Source organism: Planctomicrobium stercoris (assembly GCF_051465655.1).
Lineage (GTDB): Bacteria > Planctomycetota > Planctomycetia > Planctomycetales > Planctomycetaceae > Planctomicrobium.
In genome coordinates, this window is sequence record NZ_CP195791.1 from 4688075 (window position 1) to 4707325 (window position 19251).

The window sequence follows — 19251 nt, forward strand, 5'->3', positions numbered from 1 at the left end:
CTGTGAATGTGCACTCGTGCCAGATTCAGACCCGCATCTGAACATTCGTTGGAAGTGACCACTGATATGAATCATTCAGCGACACAGCGTAAAAAGATGTTCCCCCGGATTGCGTTGCTGCTGCTCATCGTTTTGGGAGTTGCCGGCGCGGCGACGTACCGACGCTGGCTGCCGTGGGTCCAGCAGATGACCGCCACCGCAGCCAGACCCTCGCCGACTCCCCCGGGGAATGACGACCACGGCCATGACCATGGACACGACCACGCTCATGACGAAGCGAATTCGCTGGAGCTCTCCCCGCAGGCTCGTCGCAATCTGGGGTTGAATGCCGAGACAGTCAAAGCGGTTCAGCTCAAACCGTTCCGCCGGACAATCACCATTCCCGCAGTCGTTGCCCAGCGTCCCGGCAGAACGCTGATCAAGGTCTCAACGCCACTGACGGGAGTCGTTCAGCATGTCCATGCCGTGACGGGTGAAGCGGTCAGCCCGGACACAACGCTGTTTGAGATTCGACTCACGCACGAAGACCTCGTGCAGACGCAGACGGAATTTCTCCAGATGCTTGGAGAACTGGATGTGGAAACCCGTGAGATCAAGCGACTCGAATCGATTGCCGAGACCGGTGCCATCGCCGGCAAAACGCTGCTGGAACGGCATTATGCCCGCGACAAGCTGGAGGCTCAGCTCAAGGCCAAGCGAGAAGCTCTCAAGCTGCACGGTCTGTCGACGCGGCAGATCCAGGAGATTGAAACAACCCGCCACCTGCTCAGCGAGCTGCAGATCGTCGCTCCTGCTCCCGATCAGCACAGCCAGCGTGAAGAACTCCGGCTGACTGGAGAAGACCAGCATCAAGTCCGCGTTGAAAGCTCTGAAAATGGCCGGGGGATGTTTACCACGGAGGCACGGAGACACGGAGAGAATCTGTTCGGAACAGACTCCGGGCAGTCCTTGGAGGCCTCACCCGAATTCGATTTCGCTCTTCAAAGTTCACAGGACAATACGCTTGGATCGAAGTTCAATACAGAAGTGACCGTCCTGTCGTCAAAGGAGCGAGACGCAAATTTCAATTCAACTCCGTTCCTCCGTGCCTCCGTGGTTCAATTCCCACCGCGACGACCGACAACCTCAGTTGCATTCCAGGATCACACGCATCCCCCCGGCGAAGTTGTTCCTCCGTTGATGATCGAACAGCTCTTTGCTCATAAAGGTCAATCGGTCGCTGCGGGGGAACAGTTGTGTACTCTCGCGGACTATCACCGTCTCTATCTGGAAGGGCATGCCTTCGAACAGGATGCCACCGCGATCAGCCGCACGGCCCAGAACAACTGGCCGATTTCCGCCATCTTTGATGACGGCCAGGAACGCCGCGAGGTGACCGGTCTGAAACTCAGCTACGTCGCCAACTCGGTCGACCCGCAAACACGTTCCCTGTCGTTCTTTGTCGATCTACCAAACGAAGTCATCCGCGATGAAACCAACGCCGAGGGACAGCGGTTCATTACATGGAAATACCGACTCGGACAGCGGCTTCAACTGCTCGTTCCGGTTGAAGAGTGGCCCAGCGAGCTGGTGGTCCCGGTGGATGCCGTTGCCCGGGAAGGGGCGGAATCGTACGTCTTCCAGAAGAATGGGGCTCACTTCGACCGCGTGTCTGTTCATGTCAAGTATCGAGACCAGCAGTCGGTGGTGATTGCCAATGATGGATCGATCAAACCGGGAGCCGTCCTGGCATTGCGGTCGGCCCATCAGATGCAGATGGCCTTGAAGAACAAGTCAGGCGGCGGAGTCGATCCGCACGCGGGGCACAATCACTGATCGATCGAACTCCGGATCATCCCGTCTTTCAGATCTGCAATTTTTCCCGTTGTGTGAATTCAACATGCTCAACGCCATCATTCGGTTTTCGTTGCATCAACGGCTGGTCGTCATTGCCGTCGCCATCTTCGTGATGGGAGCCGGGGCATGGCAGGCTGCGCATATGCCGATCGATGTCTTTCCCGACTTGAACCGGCCGCGCGTGGTGTTGATGACCGAAGCTCCGGGACTGGCTCCGGAAGAAGTGGAATCGTTGATCACGTTTCCGCTGGAGACAGCACTCAACGGCGCAAACGGCGTCGAAGTGGTCCGCAGTTCTTCCGGCGTCGGGATCTCCGTGATCTATGTGGAATTCGCCTGGAACACCGACATCTATCTCGATCGGCAGATCGTGACGGAACGGCTGCAGGCTGTGAAGGACCGTCTGCCGGCCGGTGTTCAGCCACAACTGGCCCCTGTCTCCTCGATCATGGGACAGATCCTCATGCTCGCGATGTACCGGGAGAAAGGGGAACAGAGCACAACGGATCTGGAGCTGAGAACAATTGCCGACTGGGTGGTCCGGCAACGGATTCTGACTGTGCCCGGCGTCTCACAGGTGTACGTCATGGGGGGAGGCCGCAAGCAGTTTCAAGTCCTCGTCGATCCCGACGCCCTGCTCCGATACGGAGTGACACTGGAGCAGGTGAAACAGGCGGTCATCAACAGCAATGACAACGGAACCGGGGGGTACCTGGATCAGCAGGGCCCCAATGAACTGCTCGTTCGCGCACTGGGACGCATTCAGAACATTGAAGACCTGCAGAAGGTCGTGGTCACGATCCGCGAACATCGTCCGGTCGCACTTCAGCAGATTGCACGCGTCGTCGAAGCAGCACAGATCAAACGGGGGGACAGCTCAGCGTTCGTCCGGAACGACAAAGGGGAATTCTCCGGCGGACCCGCTGTGATCCTCACCATCAACAAGCAACCGGGCGCGGACACCCGGCTGGTCACACAGAACATCATGCGGGCCATGGATGATCTCAAGTCGTCTCTGCCCGAAGGGATCGCCATTGTCCCGGTTTATTCACAGGAGTCCTTCATCGACCGGGCCATCGAGAACGTGGTCGACGCTCTGCGGGACGGCGGCATTCTGGTCGTCATCATCCTGTTCCTGTTTCTGATGAACATCCGCACGACCTTCATCACCCTGACAGCGATTCCTCTCTCAATCGCAATGACGGCCCTGATCTTCAAATTTTTTGGAATGTCCATCAACACCATGACGCTTGGCGGGCTGGCGGTGGCGATCGGGGAACTGGTCGATGATGCGATCGTGGACGTCGAGAACATCTTCCGCCGACTCAAGGAGAATCGACACGCCGAACACCCGAAATCGACAGTCCGTGTAGTTTACGAAGCGAGCACCGAAGTTCGTAACTCCATCGTCTTCAGCACGATGATCGTGATTCTCGTCTTCTTTCCGCTGTTTGCGCTTTCGGGTATGGAAGGACGATTGTTCGCGCCGCTGGGACTGGCCTACATCGTCTCGATTCTCTGCTCACTGATTGTCTCGTTGACCGTCACTCCTGTACTCAGCTACTGGCTGCTGGGGTCGGTCGGTGCTGGGAAAGAAGAACATGACGGCCCGTTGCTGCGGGCACTTAAGTTCGTGGCTGAGAAAGTCATTCGTTTCAGCCTGGCGTTCCCCTGGCTCAATCTGCTGGCAACGCTTGCCGGAGTGCTCATTGCCGGCGTGCTGGCGTTCAATCTGGAACGAGACTTTCTCCCTCCTTTCAATGAAGGATCCGTACAGCTGAATGTGCTTCTGCCTCCGGGAACTTCGCTGTCCACTTCAACGGAAATCAATCAGACGGTGGAGAAGAGACTCATTGAGCTGGACGATGTGACTCGCTTCGTCCGACGCACCGGGCGAGCTGAACTCGATGAACATGCGGAAGGTGTCAACACCAGCGAATACGTCCTTGAACTCGATCCACATTCGAAGCGAAGTCGAGAAGCACAGCTCGATGAAATCCGCGAAGCGATGGCAGATATCCCAGGAATCGTCACTGCGGTCGAGCAGCCGATCGCCCACCTGATTTCGCACATGCTCTCGGGAGTCAAAGCCCAGATCGGAATCAAGATCTACGGCGATGATCTCGATGTCCTGCGGCGGAAGGCTCAGGAGATGGAGAACGCGATGAAAGGGGTACCGGGCATCCGCGATCTGCAAGTCGAACCGCAGGTCCTGATCCCGCAGCTGCGCATGGAACTCGATCGTGACAAGTTGCTGCTCTATGGATTGACTCCAGCTGCAGTGAACAACTTTATCGAGACCGCCATGAACGGCGAAGTGGTTTCCGAAGTCCTGCAGGGACAACGGACGTTCGACCTGCTTGTTCGTATGGGGGACGAGTACCGCGAAGACCTGGAAGCACTGCGACGTTTGACGATTGAACTTCCGGAAGGGGGGCGCATTCCCCTGTCCGCGGTCGCCCACATCTATGAATCCGGCGGGCCGAACACAATCAACCGGGAGAACGTCCGACGCCGAATCGTCCTGCAGTGCAACGTGGCTGACCGCGGTGTGGTGGACGTCGTTTCGGACATCAAACGGGTCGTGAAGCCCGTTGTGGAATCACTGCCGGTCGGGTACTTCGTTGAATACGGCGGTCAATTCGAAAGTCAGCAATCCGCCAGCCGGATGATCGGGATTCTGTTTCTGCTCACGCTGGTTGGAGTGTTCCTGGTCCTCTTCACCATGTTCCGTTCCGTGAACCTGTCGCTGCAGGTCATGACGGCGTTGCCGATGGCGTTTATCGGCTCCGTCGCTGCTCTCGTTCTGACCGGACAGACGCTGACGATCGCTGCCATGGTGGGATTCATTTCACTTGGCGGGATCGCGTCACGAAACGGAATTCTGCTGCTCAACCACTATCTGCATCTGGTGCAGCATGAAGGGGAAAGCTTTTCGAAGTCGATGATCATCCGGGCCGGACTCGAACGACTGGCTCCCGTGCTGATGACCGCTCTGACAGCCGGGATCGGACTGGTGCCGCTCGTGCTCTCGGCAGGTGAACCCGGAAAAGAAATCCTTTACCCCGTTGCGACGGTGATCCTCGGAGGTCTGATCAGCTCGACACTGCTGGACTTCTTCGTGCACCCTGCCCTGTTCTGGCTGCTGGGGCTCAAAGCAGCTGAGCAGGTGGTTGAGGAGGCGAGAAGAAGCGAAGACGAGTAGGTGGGGGCGTTGAGAGTTGAGAGTTGAGAGTTGAGAGTTGAGAGTTGAGTGCTGAGTGCTGAGTGCTGGCAAAACGCCTTGGCGTTTTGCAATCCCCAATCCCCAATCCCCAATCCCCAATCCCCAATCCCCAATCCCCAATCCCCAATCCCCAATCCCCAATCCCCAATCCCCAATGACAAATGACAAATGACAAATGACAAATGACAAATGACAAATGACAAGTCCCCCCAACCAGCCTCACGCCGCCTTGCGTTCCCTCCCAACGGCTCTCTCCTCCGTCGGCAGCGTCCTTCCTCCCCGCTGGTCTCTTGCCCCGTTCAGCAACTGGCCGAGCAGCGTCGTTCGGACCAGACCTTCATAGGTCAGCAGGCAGACCGTCAGCGTGACTCCCGTGGCGATCACGAACTTCACCAACGCGGGGGCAGTGATCAAGGTGAGGTCCACCTGGGTGAGGGCCACAATCGGATGGTGAAACAGATAGATCCAGAAAGACGCCTTCGAGAGATAGGCGATGGCCGCCGGGGCTCTCTCAAGCTGGAGTGACAGAGCCCCGCCGAACAAGGCTGTGGACATCAGCACGCTGACCGTCGCGAACAGAAACGGCATGCGGGCCTGTGAAACGGGGATCGATTCCGCAACAAGATGCCCGTGCAGCTCGGGCCAGAGCACCAGGAACGCCAGCCCGGCGAGCACTCCCTGTATCAACCATCGCCTCTGAGACGTACTTGAAGCGGGGCTGTGCTTCTCCCAGAACCAGCCGAGCGCAAACGGAATGGAATAGAAAACCAGATTCTCCCAGAACGGAACCCAGCCATGCCGGAATCCGATCACGATGCGAGGCTGCAGCCAGAGCATGCTTCCACCGATCACAATCCCGGACAGGAGTGGGAGCACGGAGATGAACAGCGAGTGACGTTGTCGCGGGAGTTTCAGTGAGGCTCCCGGCTGAGGTCTGAGTTTCTGAATGACGACATGCAGCAGGCACGCGGCGAGACAGTAGATGAGCACATATTCGAGAAACCACAGGTGAGAAACTCCGTGCAGGGAGTCCCCCAGTTCACCCCGAATCTTCAAGGAACGCATCTTCTGAATCGGAATCAGCCCCGCGTTGACCCAGCCCAGCAGCCACACATACAGATCCAGCGGAAGGATGACTGCCAGTCCGAACAGAAATGGTCCGCCGATTCTTGTCAGTCGGTGTCTGAAGAACGCTTTGGGGCCGCGTTGCTGCAGCAGGCGGGCTGCGAAGTAGCCGTTCATCAGGAAGAAGATCGGCATGATGCAGGTGTTGATTCCCCAACCGATCCGGTTGACGATCTCACTCTGCTCAACAGGTTCAATGGACCACCGCAATCCCGGCAGAGGATTGGTCATGTATGGAATGGCCGCGTGCAGCATCACCACCATCACCGCTGCCAGCGCCCGTAACCAGTCGAGTGCATGAAGCCGGGAAGCCGATCCAGAGAGTTGCGGCGCTGCGAGGGAATTCAGTTGAGAGGATCGGATCGCTGACATCCATGTCTCGCGGTCAAGTGGCTGTGGAATCTTGCGGAGGAGCTATTTACCAGATGTGAACTCACAGGCCGATAGGAATTTCCTGCACTGGCACCGGCGGGGCGGGGCCGCGAACGATTCAGCGGAATCTGGGAAAACGGGAGCCGTCACGGTGGCGTGCTTTCGGGCGAGACCGCAGAATGCACGTTCATGAGAGTTCGGAACATTCCCCGAACCGAAACTCCATCGTGCTACTGCCTGTCCCGGTCAAAGGATTGTCGAATGAAGTCAGCCTCTGTCGGCCTGCTCTGTCTGCTGCCACTGATGTTTTCCGGATGCGAACCTGCTTCAAACCCGACCGGCCAGAAAACGGGCGTGGAAGAAACTCCGATCGGCAAACCAGCCTTGAAGACATCCGTGGACGCCGACGTGGATTTCCAGCGACTCACACTCGACCAGTTCATTCCGTTTCAGGGAGATGACGGGACCTGGACCGAAGAGGGGGACATCATCATCTGCAGCGGCGTCCCCAAGGGATACATATACACAAAAGAGAAATACAAAAACTTCACCTTGCGGGCAGATTACCAGTTTGTCCTGACGACCGAGCAGCTCGCCCATCCCGAGAAAGCGAATACGGGATTCATGATCGCGATTCAGGAACCGCAGAAGGTCTGGCCGGTTTCGCTCGAAGTGCAGGGGCGGTACGACACGATGTGCTCCATCAACGGCAACGGAGGGATTCCCCCTTTGAAGACCGTCGATCATCCTGAAGTTCGCGAGCGTGTCCGCCTGCCGGCCGATCAGTGGAATTCCGTGGAGATCACGTTTCAGGATGGAACGATTTCATCCCGTCTGAACGGAGAACTGATCTGCGTGAACGAAGCCAGCGACCTCAAGGAAGGGATGCTGGGTCTGCAGTCGGAAGGGTACGTCGTCCGCTTCAGAAACCTGCGGGTGCGGCGTGATGCGGACGAGCAGAAATAAGGGGACGGAGGTCAGAGGATCGGGGTCAGGTCAGACGCAGTTTTATTTGCTGTCGAACGGCTTCTTCAGAGACGACACCAGGTAGACCGGTTTACCGAGTTGATCTCGGACGACATTGTCGATCTGCCCCTGAATTTCGACGACGTCCCCATCACGCAGTCTTTCCAGATGGGGGCTGGGAGCCAGCGACAGGTGTCCTGCCCACTGATCTTCTTGATTTGGGGCGTCGTTGTAGACGATGCTCCAGGTTCCCTGTTCCGGTTCTTTGCTGACGACTCCTCGCAGCCACTGGAATTTCGGATCGTGTCCGAACGCGGAAACGTCAGCTGTGACCACCTTCTTCGTTTCGACATCCCAGAGTGAGGTCGCTCCCGCTGGAGTCGCTTCTAACGGGGGAATGGCACTGGAACTGGCGGATCCTGACGCAAATGGATCAGCAGTCTTTCCCGGAGGGGGAGACATGACCGGAGGGGCAAATGCTTCCACCGGGGGCGGCGTGGTCGGACTGAGCGGCATCAGACCGGCAGCTGGCGTGGGAGCTGCCATATCGCTTTTCACCGTCGGAGTCGGGCTCGCCTGTCCCACTTCCGGAACGAAATCGGTCGGCATGGACCGGACTTCACGCAGACCCGCAGCGGGAGGATGCAGAGGGGCTGGCTCTGAGTAACCAGTGGGCTGAATTGAATTCATCCCCGGTTGCGGCATCAGGTTGGTGTTATTGAAGTACGGGTCAGGCGTGGTCGGGCTGGTGTTCGACCCGGGATTCGTGGGGGTTCCGTAGGACGGAGCGCTGTTCGAGTTGTCAGGGATCGGCTGAAGTGTCCCGCTGTTGTAGGTCGGCGTGGTCCCCTGAGGGACAGCCTGATAGGTCGCTCCTGGCGTGTACGGTTGTCCGGGGGTCAGCGTCTGGATGGGGGCGGCCGGGTATTGCATGGTCCCCGGATAAACGGCACCTGCAGGGGCACCGGAGTATCCATAGGGTTGTGAATACATATGGTAACAGCCGGATGACAATGTCAGGCAAAGGCCTGCCATCATTCCAAATCCACAGGCAAGTGGTCGTCGCATGACCAACCTCGGTCTAACGAAGTGGGGAAGGGGCGTGGGGCCGCAGACCCCGGGGAGGGACGTGGGTGTCGATAACATTGGAACTGGCAACCCTGCGAACTCCCTCCGGCATAATCTGCATGCCGATTTCGGAAAACGATCGGGTTCGGCGAAACCTGCCGGTGCCCAAGGCGCGGGGAGTATAAGGATCCCCCCAACTCTGTAAAGACCGATTTCTTTCGCAAATCCTGAAGAATCACCGCCTCAACGCATCAGTCACTGTGCCTGATGGCTCCAAAAGTCGTGGGAATCGTCATTTGACGCATCTTGACCGGGATCGTCCGGTATGAGAGAAGCCCGACCTCATCTCGGATTTTCCCCTTACCATTTCCATGCCACCGTCCCCGCGGGCCATCCCGGGACGGGAACAGTCAACTCCAAAGCAGTTTCGGATCCAACATGAGCCTTCGCTCTCCCTGGCTGATCGCTGTTGCCCTGGGCGTCTCCGCCGCACCCGGTTGCACTGGCCTGTTCACCAAGCGCGCTATCGAACGCTTTGCTGTCAGCATGCAGGAACAGGACCTGGAGAAGCTCAAAAGCAGCACCTCGGAAACCTTCGAAGAGAAGGCCCTGCGGCAGGACGATTCCGCCAAGGGCCTTAAACTTCTGAAGCTGCCGATCGGCAAAGTCGAAATCGTTTCCGTCGAGGATGTCGGTGACGGCAAGCGCCGGGCGAAGGTCAAAGTGGGAGAAAAGGAAAAAGCCCGGGAGATTGAATATCTGCTCACACGCGGCAGCAAAGGACGCGGCTGGGTCGTCGACGACATTATCATGACACAGGATTCAGGGAACGGACAGATCGTCGAACGGTCCGTCTCCGAGCAGATGGACCTGCTGCTCACCTGTCGTGAAATGCTCATCAGCTGGCGAGGCTCGGACACCGAGGACAAACTCTCCTTCTGCGATGAAAAGCTGAAGTCTCATCTGAAGCCGCTCCCGCCGAAGTGGCTCGATCAGATGTTCAAGGAAATTGCCGGCCCGGGGAATCAGAGCACGTTCAAGCCGGACGCGCGCCTCAATGGGAACATGGCCTACATGGTTCTCCCTCATCCCGAAGGGAGCCTGCTGCTCACTCTGGCCAATGAAAACGACAAGTGGCTGCTCAATGACCTTGCCATCGAACCGAAGTCGAAAGAATCCACCAGCATTCGCAGTCTGATGAAGATGGTGGCTGCTCTCGATCAGTCCGCGAAGTTCCTGACCGCCTATCACAGCGAAGACCGTGAAGCCCTTTCGCAGGTCTCCTCGGCACACTTGTACAAGCAGTGCCTGAGCGGTGCAGATTTCGAGGAGGTCCCCATCCCCACACCGCTGCTGCTCGACAGCAACTACGAAGCCCGCCAGTTCACGGACGGCTCTTCCACCATCAAACGGGTGGAACTGCTGCTGAAGGATGAGACCCAGACCTATATGGTCACTCTGCGGGAAGAAGACATCGCACAAGGAGAGAGCGGAGGCAAGAAGGCGGAATTCCGTGTCGACGAAGTGACGATCTTCGAAAAAGGTTCGAAGGACGTGAAGCGGATGTCTTCACTCTTCTTCGCACATGCGATTTCCAACGCCTATGTCTCGGCACTGGTGCAGCGGGACATTCCCCGGCTGAAAGAGATTTCATCCACCAGCTTCAACGACCGGGTCTGGAACCGTCCGGAGTCTTCGCACTTCGCGATCATTCCGGAACCGCAACTCCTCCCGGGGACTCCAGAGATTGTCTCGACCGTGTTCCGGGGAGACGTTTCCGAAGTGACTCTCATTCAGGGAGAAACTCCGATGACGCTCGTGATGCATCTGGCGAACGGCTGGATGGTGGTGGATGATGTGCTCCTGCCAGCCCTGGATCGGCCCACTTCACTGAAAGCCAATCTCGAGGTGTTGCTGACGGTGCATGCCTTTGCCTCGGCGATTCATCGTAAGGATCTCAACGGACTGATGCGTCATTCCGCTGACGGACTGGACCGCATCGTCTGGCGTCAGGTCAGCGACGTCCCGGATCTCGCTCAGCAACTGGTCAAACCAATGCTCAGTGAAGTCGTGACGATTCAACCTGGCGACGCTTATACGATGATCCGCACCAGCGATGGAGAGATTCAGGCGGAAATCAAGCTCGTGCAGGAAGGCGAACAGTTCGTGATTCATGACGTTGCTTTGAGTTCGAAATCGAACCCGGATCAGCAGTTTGCCTTGCTGCCGACCATGCGACAGATGATTGCAGCCGGACAGTTGGGTCCTGCCAGCAAGAAAACCGGCCAGATTCAGCCGGTCGCAGGGATTCCTGCGGTGCTTCCCAAAGTTCAGCATGCCAATTTTGAGCCGATCGACACGTCGATGCATGCCGCACCGCCGGAGCAATCGTTGGAACAAGCCCCGGAATCCGCCGTTCACGCAGCCCCCTGAAGGTCTGGCCTTTGACGCTCATCAACTCGGAACCCTATATTGAGCAGTGTGGGAAAAGGAAGAATTGCTGCTGATTCTACCGGGCCGCCAAAAACACTCTGATCTGCTCACTCCGATTCTGATTGTCCGGCTTGTATGAGTTCCGAGTCCTCATCTTCTGACAAACCTTCAGGCGTTCAGCCCCCTGCGGACCTGAAGCGGATCGGGAAGTACCAGATCTCCCGCCGCCTGGGTGCGGGCGGGATGGGGATCGTGTATCTCGCGACCGATTCGGAATTGAAACGGACTGTCGCGCTGAAAGTCCTTTCCCAGGATCGCGCCAACAATCCGATTCTCGTTCGTCGATTCAAATCCGAGGGACAGGCTGCCGCCCTGCTGCAGCATAAGAACATCGTCAGTGTTTATGAGGCGGGAGAAGCGGACGGCTACCTGTTTCTGGCACTGGAATTCGTCGATGGAATTGACCTGCTCGAATGGGTCAACCGCCGCGGGCCGATCCCTGTGAAGAGGACTGTCGAAATTATCCGGCAGGCGGCCGAAGCACTGCAGCACGCTTTCGAGCGCAATATCGTTCATCGGGACATCAAGCCGTCGAATCTGATGATTGCCCGCGACGGCAGCGTCAAGCTCACCGACATGGGGCTCGCCCGATCCATCGATGAAACCCTGGACACCACCATCACCCGCGACGGCACCACGGTCGGGACCGTCGACTACATGGCTCCCGAACAGGCCAGTAACAGTAAAGCCGCCGATATCCGCAGCGACATCTATTCGCTGGGATGTACCTGGTATCACCTGTTGACCGGACAGCCTCCCTTTCCTGACGGGAGTGTGACGAACAAAATCTCGGCCCACATCTCCAGCCCGATTCCCGATCCCAGCCGGATCAATTCGAACGTCCCGGAGCCGGTTGTCGCGGTGATCCATCGGATGCTGGCGAAGAAAAAAGAACAACGCTACCAGACGCCTGCGGAACTTCTCGAAGACCTGAGCAGTCCCACCCTGCGTCGAACTCAGGATGCTCCGAACCTCCTGGCCATGTTTGGCGACGAATTCGATTCGGACAGCAGCGACGATCTGGTCTCGGTGAAACCGGCACGCGGGAACGCTCAGGCCAATACGACCTCTGCCGTCGGGGATGCAGTCAAAAGCCAGCGGAAACGTACGCCGAAGAACCCTGATTTCAGTTCGATGCAAACACGAGCCGAGATCCCGGCCGCACGGAAGTCAGACCCGCGGGCCAAACTTGTTCGACTCGACGTGCAGGAATATTCCCGCGACCCGGTCAAGAACCTCCCCTGGGGTCTGATGGTGCTGGGAGTGCTGCTGATCAGTGCCGTACTGCTGATTCGTTATCTGATCAGCGCCTATGTGCCGGCCCCCGAGGTGATCGAATCCTCCTCACCCTATACGCTCGCTCCCCCTGCGGAAGCGGCTGATGCGCCGCCTGAGAATGCCGACAGTAGCGCTGATTCCCCGGCGAACGCTGAGACACAGTCGCCTGAATAACCGCTCGTGCATGTGATCGCACGCTTCAACCAGGGTCGCCCAGATCTCAGGTCACCTGCGGCGGAACATCCAAACATTCAACTCCCCCCAACTGCTCGATGGATGAGGGTGGTCGAAATTGAATCAGAATCGTTCTGCTTTCTTGCTTTGCAATCGACCAGCGTAAAGTCGACCTGACCGGAACCCGTTCGCCAGCTTCGCCGACCCCGGAGTCCGTTACGGGACTTGATGGGAATCCAGGACTCTTTCAGGAATTCTGTTGAACGGACAACAAATTGGGGGCATGTTGAAGGGTCATTGCCTCGACGACTCCATCGGTGGACTTGAACTTGGGCGAATGCGGAAAATCGGGTTGTCCTTGCTCCTCGCAGGTAGCATTTCCGTAAACAGCTACCAGAAAATGTGTTGCGAAAAATTTGAATCCACTTTTAGCGTCAGCATGGAGCTGGAACAGGCCCAAGTTTTCAGGATCGAGGTTTTCCAACCGGGAGAATTTCGTTAGAGAGCGATCCGGAAGCCGATTCGCCGGTGACGACGCCGGCGGCCCTGGAAGCTTCCAGGAGTCGAACAGTGACGGACGAGATGAGCGGAACCAAACTTGCTGATGAACTGCAGCGACTTTGAGTTCCGACAGAAAAAATTGCAGCGTTCAAGAGACACAGATACAATCACTCGCGTCTGGCACGGACCCGGTGATCCGAGACCCCCCTGAGGTGATTCCGTCAGTCTGGAAAGTGGACAGCCATGAGAAGTCAAGCTTGTAAACTGGGAGCAATGGCTCTCGCCTTCTGTTTGTCCGCGTCTGCTGCCCACGCGCAGCAGACGGGCGAAAACTGGGCAACGAAAATGTTTTCCGAACTCAAACATGACTTCGGAACCGTTGCCCGCGGCGCTGACACACGCGCCATTTTGATCGTCGAAAACATCTACGAAGAAGATGTCACCATCGACAACGTGGGGACCACCTGCGGCTGCACCGCTGCCAAGCCGAACAAGAATCTGCTGAAGACCGGTGAAAAAGCCGAAATCGAAATCAAGATGAACACCGTCAAGTTCATGCGTCGCAAAGACTCGAACGTCGACGTGACACTGACCTTCCGCGGACCGCAGGGGGCGAGCACAAAAACCGTTCGCGTCCCCATCACAGCCTACATTCGCTCTGACGTCGTCGTCTCCCCTGAACCGGGAAACGCAAATTTCGGCACAGTGGAATTCGGACAGGGTGCTGAGCGCAAGCTGGAAATTGCTTACGCTGGCCGCGATGACTGGGCCATCAATGAAGTCCGTGTTCCCGATGAGCGGATTCAGGCTTCTGTCCGGGAAGTCTTCCGAGCCCCGGGGCAGGTCCGTTACGAACTGACAGTCAACCTGAAAGACAACGCCCCGATGGGTGCCATTCAGGACCAGATCCGGCTGATCACCAATGACGTCAATTCACCGGAAGTCCCGGTCATGGTTCTGGGGAATGTCGAACCGGATATCGTGTTCGCTCCTTCGGGCGTCTTCCCGCTGGGCAACCTGAAGCCGGGTGAAGTCAAGGAATTCCGCGTTGTCCTGAGAGGGAAGCGACCATTCGCCATCCAGCATATTCAATGTGATGCGGCGGACTGCTTCGAAGTGCAGCAGCCGGGCGCGGAACTCAAGACGGTCCATATCGTCCCGTTCAAGATGACCGCACCGGATAAACCGGGACCATTTTCCGAGAACTTCACATTCACCATCTCCGGCCGGGCTGAACCCCTCACCTGCAAAGCGGAAGGTCAGATCGGCTCCGGAACATAGTTGACGTACGCTTTCTGACTGAATGAATCCGAAAGTCCCGGTCACCCCAGTTGTGGCCGGGACTTTTTCGATTTGCAGTCGCACGCAGTGACTCCAAACTGCACGTGTTCCGGCATCCGTCGCCGTGGAATCTGAACTCCACAATCTGGTGAGAACCGTTCACTCACGGTACAACTGATCTCAGTCAGATGCCGCTGCGACGGCATTCTTCCCGGGACAGGAGTTGTTCGAATGCGTACTTGCTGGGCGAATCAGAATTTCGGATGGGGGGTCCTCATGACGGCGGCGTTCATGGCCGGCTGCATCGATCCTTCCATGCTCGAGTCGAAGAAGACCGCCAAGACTGACGAAGCAGCTGCCCCCGGGGCACCCGCAGCCGCACCCGCAGCTCCCAATCCCGGGGGAGGGGCAGCATCGCTCCCCATGGACAACACCAAACTGGTGGACAAGAAGGCGGCCCTGGCAGCGAACCCCGCCCTGATCGAAACCCAGAACCGGATCAACGCGAGTGATCCCGTCAGCGCAGCGGCGCAGGGGTACTTCGCCATCGGTTCGAAGGCACAGATGCTGAACCTGCAGAACCAGATCAACGTGATCAAAGCGGACAACAACAATAAGCCCCCCTCATTCGCCCAGTTTGAGGATCTCCTTCGCCAGAACGGTGTCCAGCTGAAAGGGATCTATCGCTGGCAGGTCTACGCCTATGATGATGAGAAAGGGGACATCGTGATTCTGGAAGATCATGCCATGAAGAAAGCGGAGTACGAAAAAGGGGGCCTGAAGCTCGACTGACACTCGAGCTCGACGCCTGACAGAGCACGAAGCGTGAGCAAGTGCATTCTGTTGCTTCTCATGAACAATGCATTCGCTCACGCATCGTGCTCTGACAGACAATTTGTTGTTCTTATTCCGTTCTGAAGTTGAAGTCGCATGAAAAGTCTGGTTCGACAGGAGGTCATTAACTCGGCCCGTACCGTGGTCATCAAGGTTGGGACGAACGTCCTTTCGCGCGACGATGACCGGCTGGATGTCGATCGGATCGCTGGCCTGGCGGATCAGATTCATCGCATTCGCCAGACCGGAAGAAGAGTGGTCATGGTCTCCAGCGGAGCAGTCGGAGCCGGAATCGGCCTGCTGGGGCTGAGCGGTCGTCCCAAGGATCTCCCGCATCTGCAGGCGGCCGCCGCGACCGGCCAGGCGAATCTGATTCGAACCTACGACGACGCCCTGAAGAAACATGGCTATCACGCGGCCCAGCTGTTGTTGACAGCCAACGATTTCAGACATCGCGACCGGTATCTGAACGTCCGGAATACATTGCACACGCTCTTTGATTACGGCGTCGTCCCGATCATCAACGAGAACGACACTGTCAGCGTCCGTGAGATCAAATTCGGCGACAATGACCGTCTGGCAGCCATGGTGACCAACCTGCTGCAGAACCCTCTGCTGGTGATCCTCTCCGTTGTAGATGGCCTGTACGACGGCGATCCGTCCTCACCGGATGCCAAGAAGATCCCGCTGGTCGATCACTGGGACGATGAACTGATGGGGCTGGCGAAGGATGTGAAGAGCAGCCGCGGTACCGGCGGGATGTTCACGAAACTCGAAGCGGTTCGCATGGCGACAGCAGTGGGGGAATGCGTGATCATCGCCAACGGACGTGATCCGCAGACGTTGGACAAGATTATGGCAGGGGAGGAAGTCGGAACTCTCTTTACCGCCAAAGGGGGGATCGTCCCCGCGTGGAAACGCTGGATCGGATTCACCGTCACCCCGCGGGGCCGCGTGCGGCTGGATGCGGGGGCGGTTAAAGCCCTCGAGCATCAAGGGAAGTCACTCCTGCCGATCGGCGTGGCCTCCGTCGAAGGAAGTTTCGAAAAGGGAGAGCTGGTTTCGCTCATCGATCCCGATGGCCACGAATTCGCTCGCGGGCTGACGAATTACGACTCAGCCACCGTCAGCTCCATCGCCCGGAAGCGGACGGATGAAATTCAATTGACACTCGGGGCCGCTGTCTACGAAGAGTTGATTCACCGGGACAATCTCTGCATCACACGTTGATGCGGTTTCGGAAAGGCTGATCGGGGGCCGCAGGCGATTCTATGGGCTTTCATGTGATGAAAATCGTCACGCTTGCAGGGAGAAACGACGGAACGTGATCAACGTCAATTCTGATCGTCCGTTTCCCCACAAGGTCGCTGTGATGCAGCGGGCGCTGGAACTCGCACGGACCGGGCAGGGGCGAGTCGAACCCAATCCCTGCGTCGGTGCGGTCGTTGTCGATGACCAGTTGCGACTGCTCGGAGAAGGGTGCCATGAGCAGTTTGGCGGTCCGCATGCCGAAGTCATGGCGCTGCGACGTGCCGGGGCAGCCGCCAGGAATGCAACAATCTTCGTGACGCTCGAACCGTGTTGCCACCATGGCAAGACCCCGCCATGTACCGATGCGGTGATCGCGGCCGGGATCCGCAAGGTTGTCATCGCAACGTCCGACCCCGCAGCTCATGGAGCAGGGAGCGGCGTCGAGATTCTGCGGAAGGCCGGACTCGACGTTGAGATCGGTCTGTGCGAGGCAGAGGCCCGTGAGCTGATCGCCCCGTTCCAGATGCTGATGAATAACAAGCGTCCTTTCGTGCATGCGAAATGGGCGATGACGCTCGATGGCAGGATTGCCACCCGTACCGGCAGCTCGAAATGGATTTCTAATGAACAATCGCGAGCTCTCGTGCATCAGCTGAGAGGCCGCGTGGACGGGATCATCACCGGGATCGGAACGGTTCTGGCCGATGATCCCCTGTTAACCGCCCGTCCGGCCGGACCACGTATCGCCACCCGGATCGTTCTCGATTCAGACGCTCGATTGCCCCTGAACTCTCAACTCGTGCGAACCGTCGATCAGGGGCCGGTGCTGGCCGTCGTGACTTCGCGGGCCGATTCACCACGTCTCCAGGCATTACAGGCGTCCGGTGTAGAAGTCTGGGTGGCAGAATCCAACTCGAACGGCCGCTGTGATCTCTCCTCACTTTTGCAGGAGCTGGGGCGGAGAAAATTCACCAATGTGTTGCTGGAGGCGGGGAGCGGGATCCTGGGCGGCTTTCATGATGAGAATTTGATCGATGAAGTGCACTGTTTCATCGCCCCCCGGCTGGTCGGCGGGGAGCAAGCCCCGGGTCCCGTCGGAGGAGAGGGGGTCGATCTCATGGCCCATGCACGACGCCTGATCAACCCGGTCACGCAGATTCTGGATGGCGACGTCTACATCCGGGGACGGATTGGCACAAATCGAGAATAGTCTCTCCCGCAATTGGCAGCGAAAAACGCCCGTTTTCGCGGAAAACCCCGGCCGAGGGAGAACTCCGGACCTTCCCGGCCCTCCGCCGTCTTGACTTGGAGGTTTTCCTTGCTCTATACCGCATCGAATCTGTCCCTGAATCAGAGTATGCCGCATGGCTGGCGTGCAGGTGACAGCCGCCCTCCCATTCTCAGGGCGATCGTAAGCTGACCTTTCCGGCACGCCGGATTCGATATAACGTCCCGGCCAAGAAAACGACGAGAACAACTTTTTTATTGAACGAGGTAACAAGATGGCTGATCTGATCAAACCCCATGGTGGACTGAGCGAACCGGTGTGCTGCACGGTTCCGGAAGCAAATCGCGAGACCTTCCGCGCAGAAGCAGCCACTCTCAAGCAGGTTCCTCTCTCCTCGGCCGACGTCTCCAGCGTCTACCGCTTTGCAGACGGCACCCTGAGCCCGCTGACCGGCCCCATGGACAGCAAGACCTACGACCGCGTCCTCGATGAATCCGTCATCGAGCACAACGGCAAAAAGTACGCCTGGACGATCCCCATTGCGTTTCCCGTCACATCCGCACTCGCCAAGACCCTGGCAGTCGGAGAAAAAGTTGCGTTGACCACTCCTGAAGGGGACATCATCGCAACGCTGGAACTCTCCGACATCTTCGTCTGGAACAAGTGCAAGTACCTGGCCAGCGTCTACGGGACCGGCCGTCTGGATCACGCCGGAGCAGACATGCTGCTCAAAGGCCCGGATGCAGAGAAGGCCTACCTGGTCGGCGGTAAGATTCAGGCACTTCCGCAGCCGAAGAATCCGAAGTTCGGCCAGTACGTCCTCACCCCGCGCGAAGTCCGCAAGCTGCTGGCAGAGACCGGCTGGGACGCGGTCGTTGCGTTCCAGACCCGCAATCCGCTGCACCGTGCTCACGAATACGCACTCGTCTACGCACTCGAAAAGCTGCTCAAAGACGGCAAGAACGCTGGAGCTGTGCTTAACCCGCTGATCGGGGAAACCAAGGGCGACGACGTCAACGCCGCCGTCCGCATGGAAACGTACGAGCGTCTGATCACCGAGCGCCAGATGGGCGACGGCGACAGCGACGTCGAACTCTGGAAGAACCGGGGTGAGTCTGTTCCCGATCGCGTCAAGCTGCTGGGACTGGACATCAAGATGTTCTACGCCGGTCCGAAAGAAGCCATCATGCATGCCATTTACCGGCAGAACATGGGCTACACCAATATCGTCATCGGCCGCAAGCACGCCGACGTCCCGTACGCCGACGGCAGCAACATCTGGGGCGATTTCGACGCTCAGGAACTGTTCGGCAAGCTGAACGGCGAACTGCTGATTCAGCCGGTCAACGTCGGGTTCGCAGCCTACTACGATTCGATGGGACGCGTCGACCTCATGGAACGCCATAAGGACGAAAAGCCCGTCTTCATCTCCGGAAAAGACGTCCGCAACACGCTGCTGCGTGGTGAAATGGTCGACCCCCGCATCATGCGTGAGTCCACCTCCCGCGTGCTTGCTGCTGCGATGAAGCAGTAAGCTCAACGGCCCGTCAGTGACTGTTTAGATTCGTTTCGCCACACACCTTGCGTGTGTGGCGAAACTGTTTATCGAGGTACAAAA

12 protein-coding genes are annotated in these 19251 nt (G+C 57.8%); 10 read left to right on the forward strand and 2 right to left on the reverse strand.

All coding sequences use genetic code 11. From position 1 onward, the window contains the following. Positions 1-66: 66 nt before the first annotated feature. Both SH661x_RS18805 and SH661x_RS18810 read left to right on the forward strand, forming a co-directional pair. On the forward strand, positions 67-1815 hold the full coding sequence (locus SH661x_RS18805; RefSeq protein WP_437224734.1) for an efflux RND transporter periplasmic adaptor subunit: 1749 nt from the start codon (positions 67-69) through the stop codon (positions 1813-1815). A gap of 64 nt (positions 1816-1879) precedes the next feature. Further along, positions 1880-5041 carry an efflux RND transporter permease subunit gene (locus tag SH661x_RS18810; RefSeq protein ID WP_437224736.1) on the forward strand — a complete coding sequence of 1054 codons (3162 nt, stop codon included), beginning with the start codon at positions 1880-1882 and terminating at the stop codon, positions 5039-5041. Positions 5042-5281: 240 nt separating this feature from the next. Here SH661x_RS18810 and SH661x_RS18815 read toward each other — a convergent pair whose 3' ends face one another. Next, on the reverse strand, positions 5282-6559 hold the full coding sequence (locus SH661x_RS18815; RefSeq protein ID WP_437224738.1) for an acyltransferase family protein: 1278 nt from the start codon (positions 6557-6559) through the stop codon (positions 5282-5284). Positions 6560-6820: 261 nt separating this feature from the next. On the opposite strand from SH661x_RS18815, the gene SH661x_RS18820 reads away from it, so the two are divergent. Next, complete coding sequence (locus tag SH661x_RS18820; protein WP_437224741.1) at positions 6821-7525, forward strand: 3-keto-disaccharide hydrolase; 705 nt, start codon at positions 6821-6823, stop codon at positions 7523-7525. A 42-nt stretch (positions 7526-7567) separates the two neighbouring features. On the opposite strand, the gene SH661x_RS18825 is transcribed toward SH661x_RS18820, so the two are convergent. Next, entirely contained in the window at positions 7568-8593 is a 1026-nt protein-coding gene (locus SH661x_RS18825; protein ID WP_437224743.1) for a hypothetical protein, read from the reverse strand. A gap of 438 nt (positions 8594-9031) precedes the next feature. On the opposite strand from SH661x_RS18825, the gene SH661x_RS18830 reads away from it, so the two are divergent. The 7 genes from SH661x_RS18830 (at position 9032) to SH661x_RS18860 (ending at position 19167) form a co-directional block, all read left to right on the forward strand. Further along, positions 9032-11026, forward strand: a complete 1995-nt coding sequence (locus SH661x_RS18830) for a hypothetical protein (protein WP_437224746.1) — start codon at positions 9032-9034, stop codon at positions 11024-11026. A gap of 135 nt (positions 11027-11161) precedes the next feature. Further along, positions 11162-12538, forward strand: coding sequence for a serine/threonine protein kinase (locus SH661x_RS18835; protein WP_437224749.1), 1377 nt, complete (start codon positions 11162-11164; stop codon positions 12536-12538). Between the two features lie 744 nt (positions 12539-13282). Further along, positions 13283-14320: a DUF1573 domain-containing protein gene (locus SH661x_RS18840; protein WP_437224751.1), complete on the forward strand. Its 1038-nt coding sequence runs from the start codon at positions 13283-13285 to the stop codon at positions 14318-14320. Between the two features lie 231 nt (positions 14321-14551). Then, positions 14552-15112 carry a hypothetical protein gene (locus tag SH661x_RS18845; protein WP_437224753.1) on the forward strand — a complete coding sequence of 187 codons (561 nt, stop codon included), beginning with the start codon at positions 14552-14554 and terminating at the stop codon, positions 15110-15112. Positions 15113-15250: 138 nt separating this feature from the next. After that, complete coding sequence (gene proB / locus SH661x_RS18850; RefSeq protein ID WP_437224755.1) at positions 15251-16384, forward strand: glutamate 5-kinase; 1134 nt, start codon at positions 15251-15253, stop codon at positions 16382-16384. Positions 16385-16478: 94 nt separating this feature from the next. Continuing rightward, positions 16479-17615 carry a bifunctional diaminohydroxyphosphoribosylaminopyrimidine deaminase/5-amino-6-(5-phosphoribosylamino)uracil reductase RibD gene (gene ribD, locus SH661x_RS18855; RefSeq protein ID WP_437224757.1) on the forward strand — a complete coding sequence of 379 codons (1137 nt, stop codon included), beginning with the start codon at positions 16479-16481 and terminating at the stop codon, positions 17613-17615. Positions 17616-17907: 292 nt separating this feature from the next. Further along, on the forward strand, positions 17908-19167 hold the full coding sequence (locus tag SH661x_RS18860; RefSeq protein ID WP_437224760.1) for a sulfate adenylyltransferase: 1260 nt from the start codon (positions 17908-17910) through the stop codon (positions 19165-19167). Positions 19168-19251: the final 84 nt, after the last annotated feature.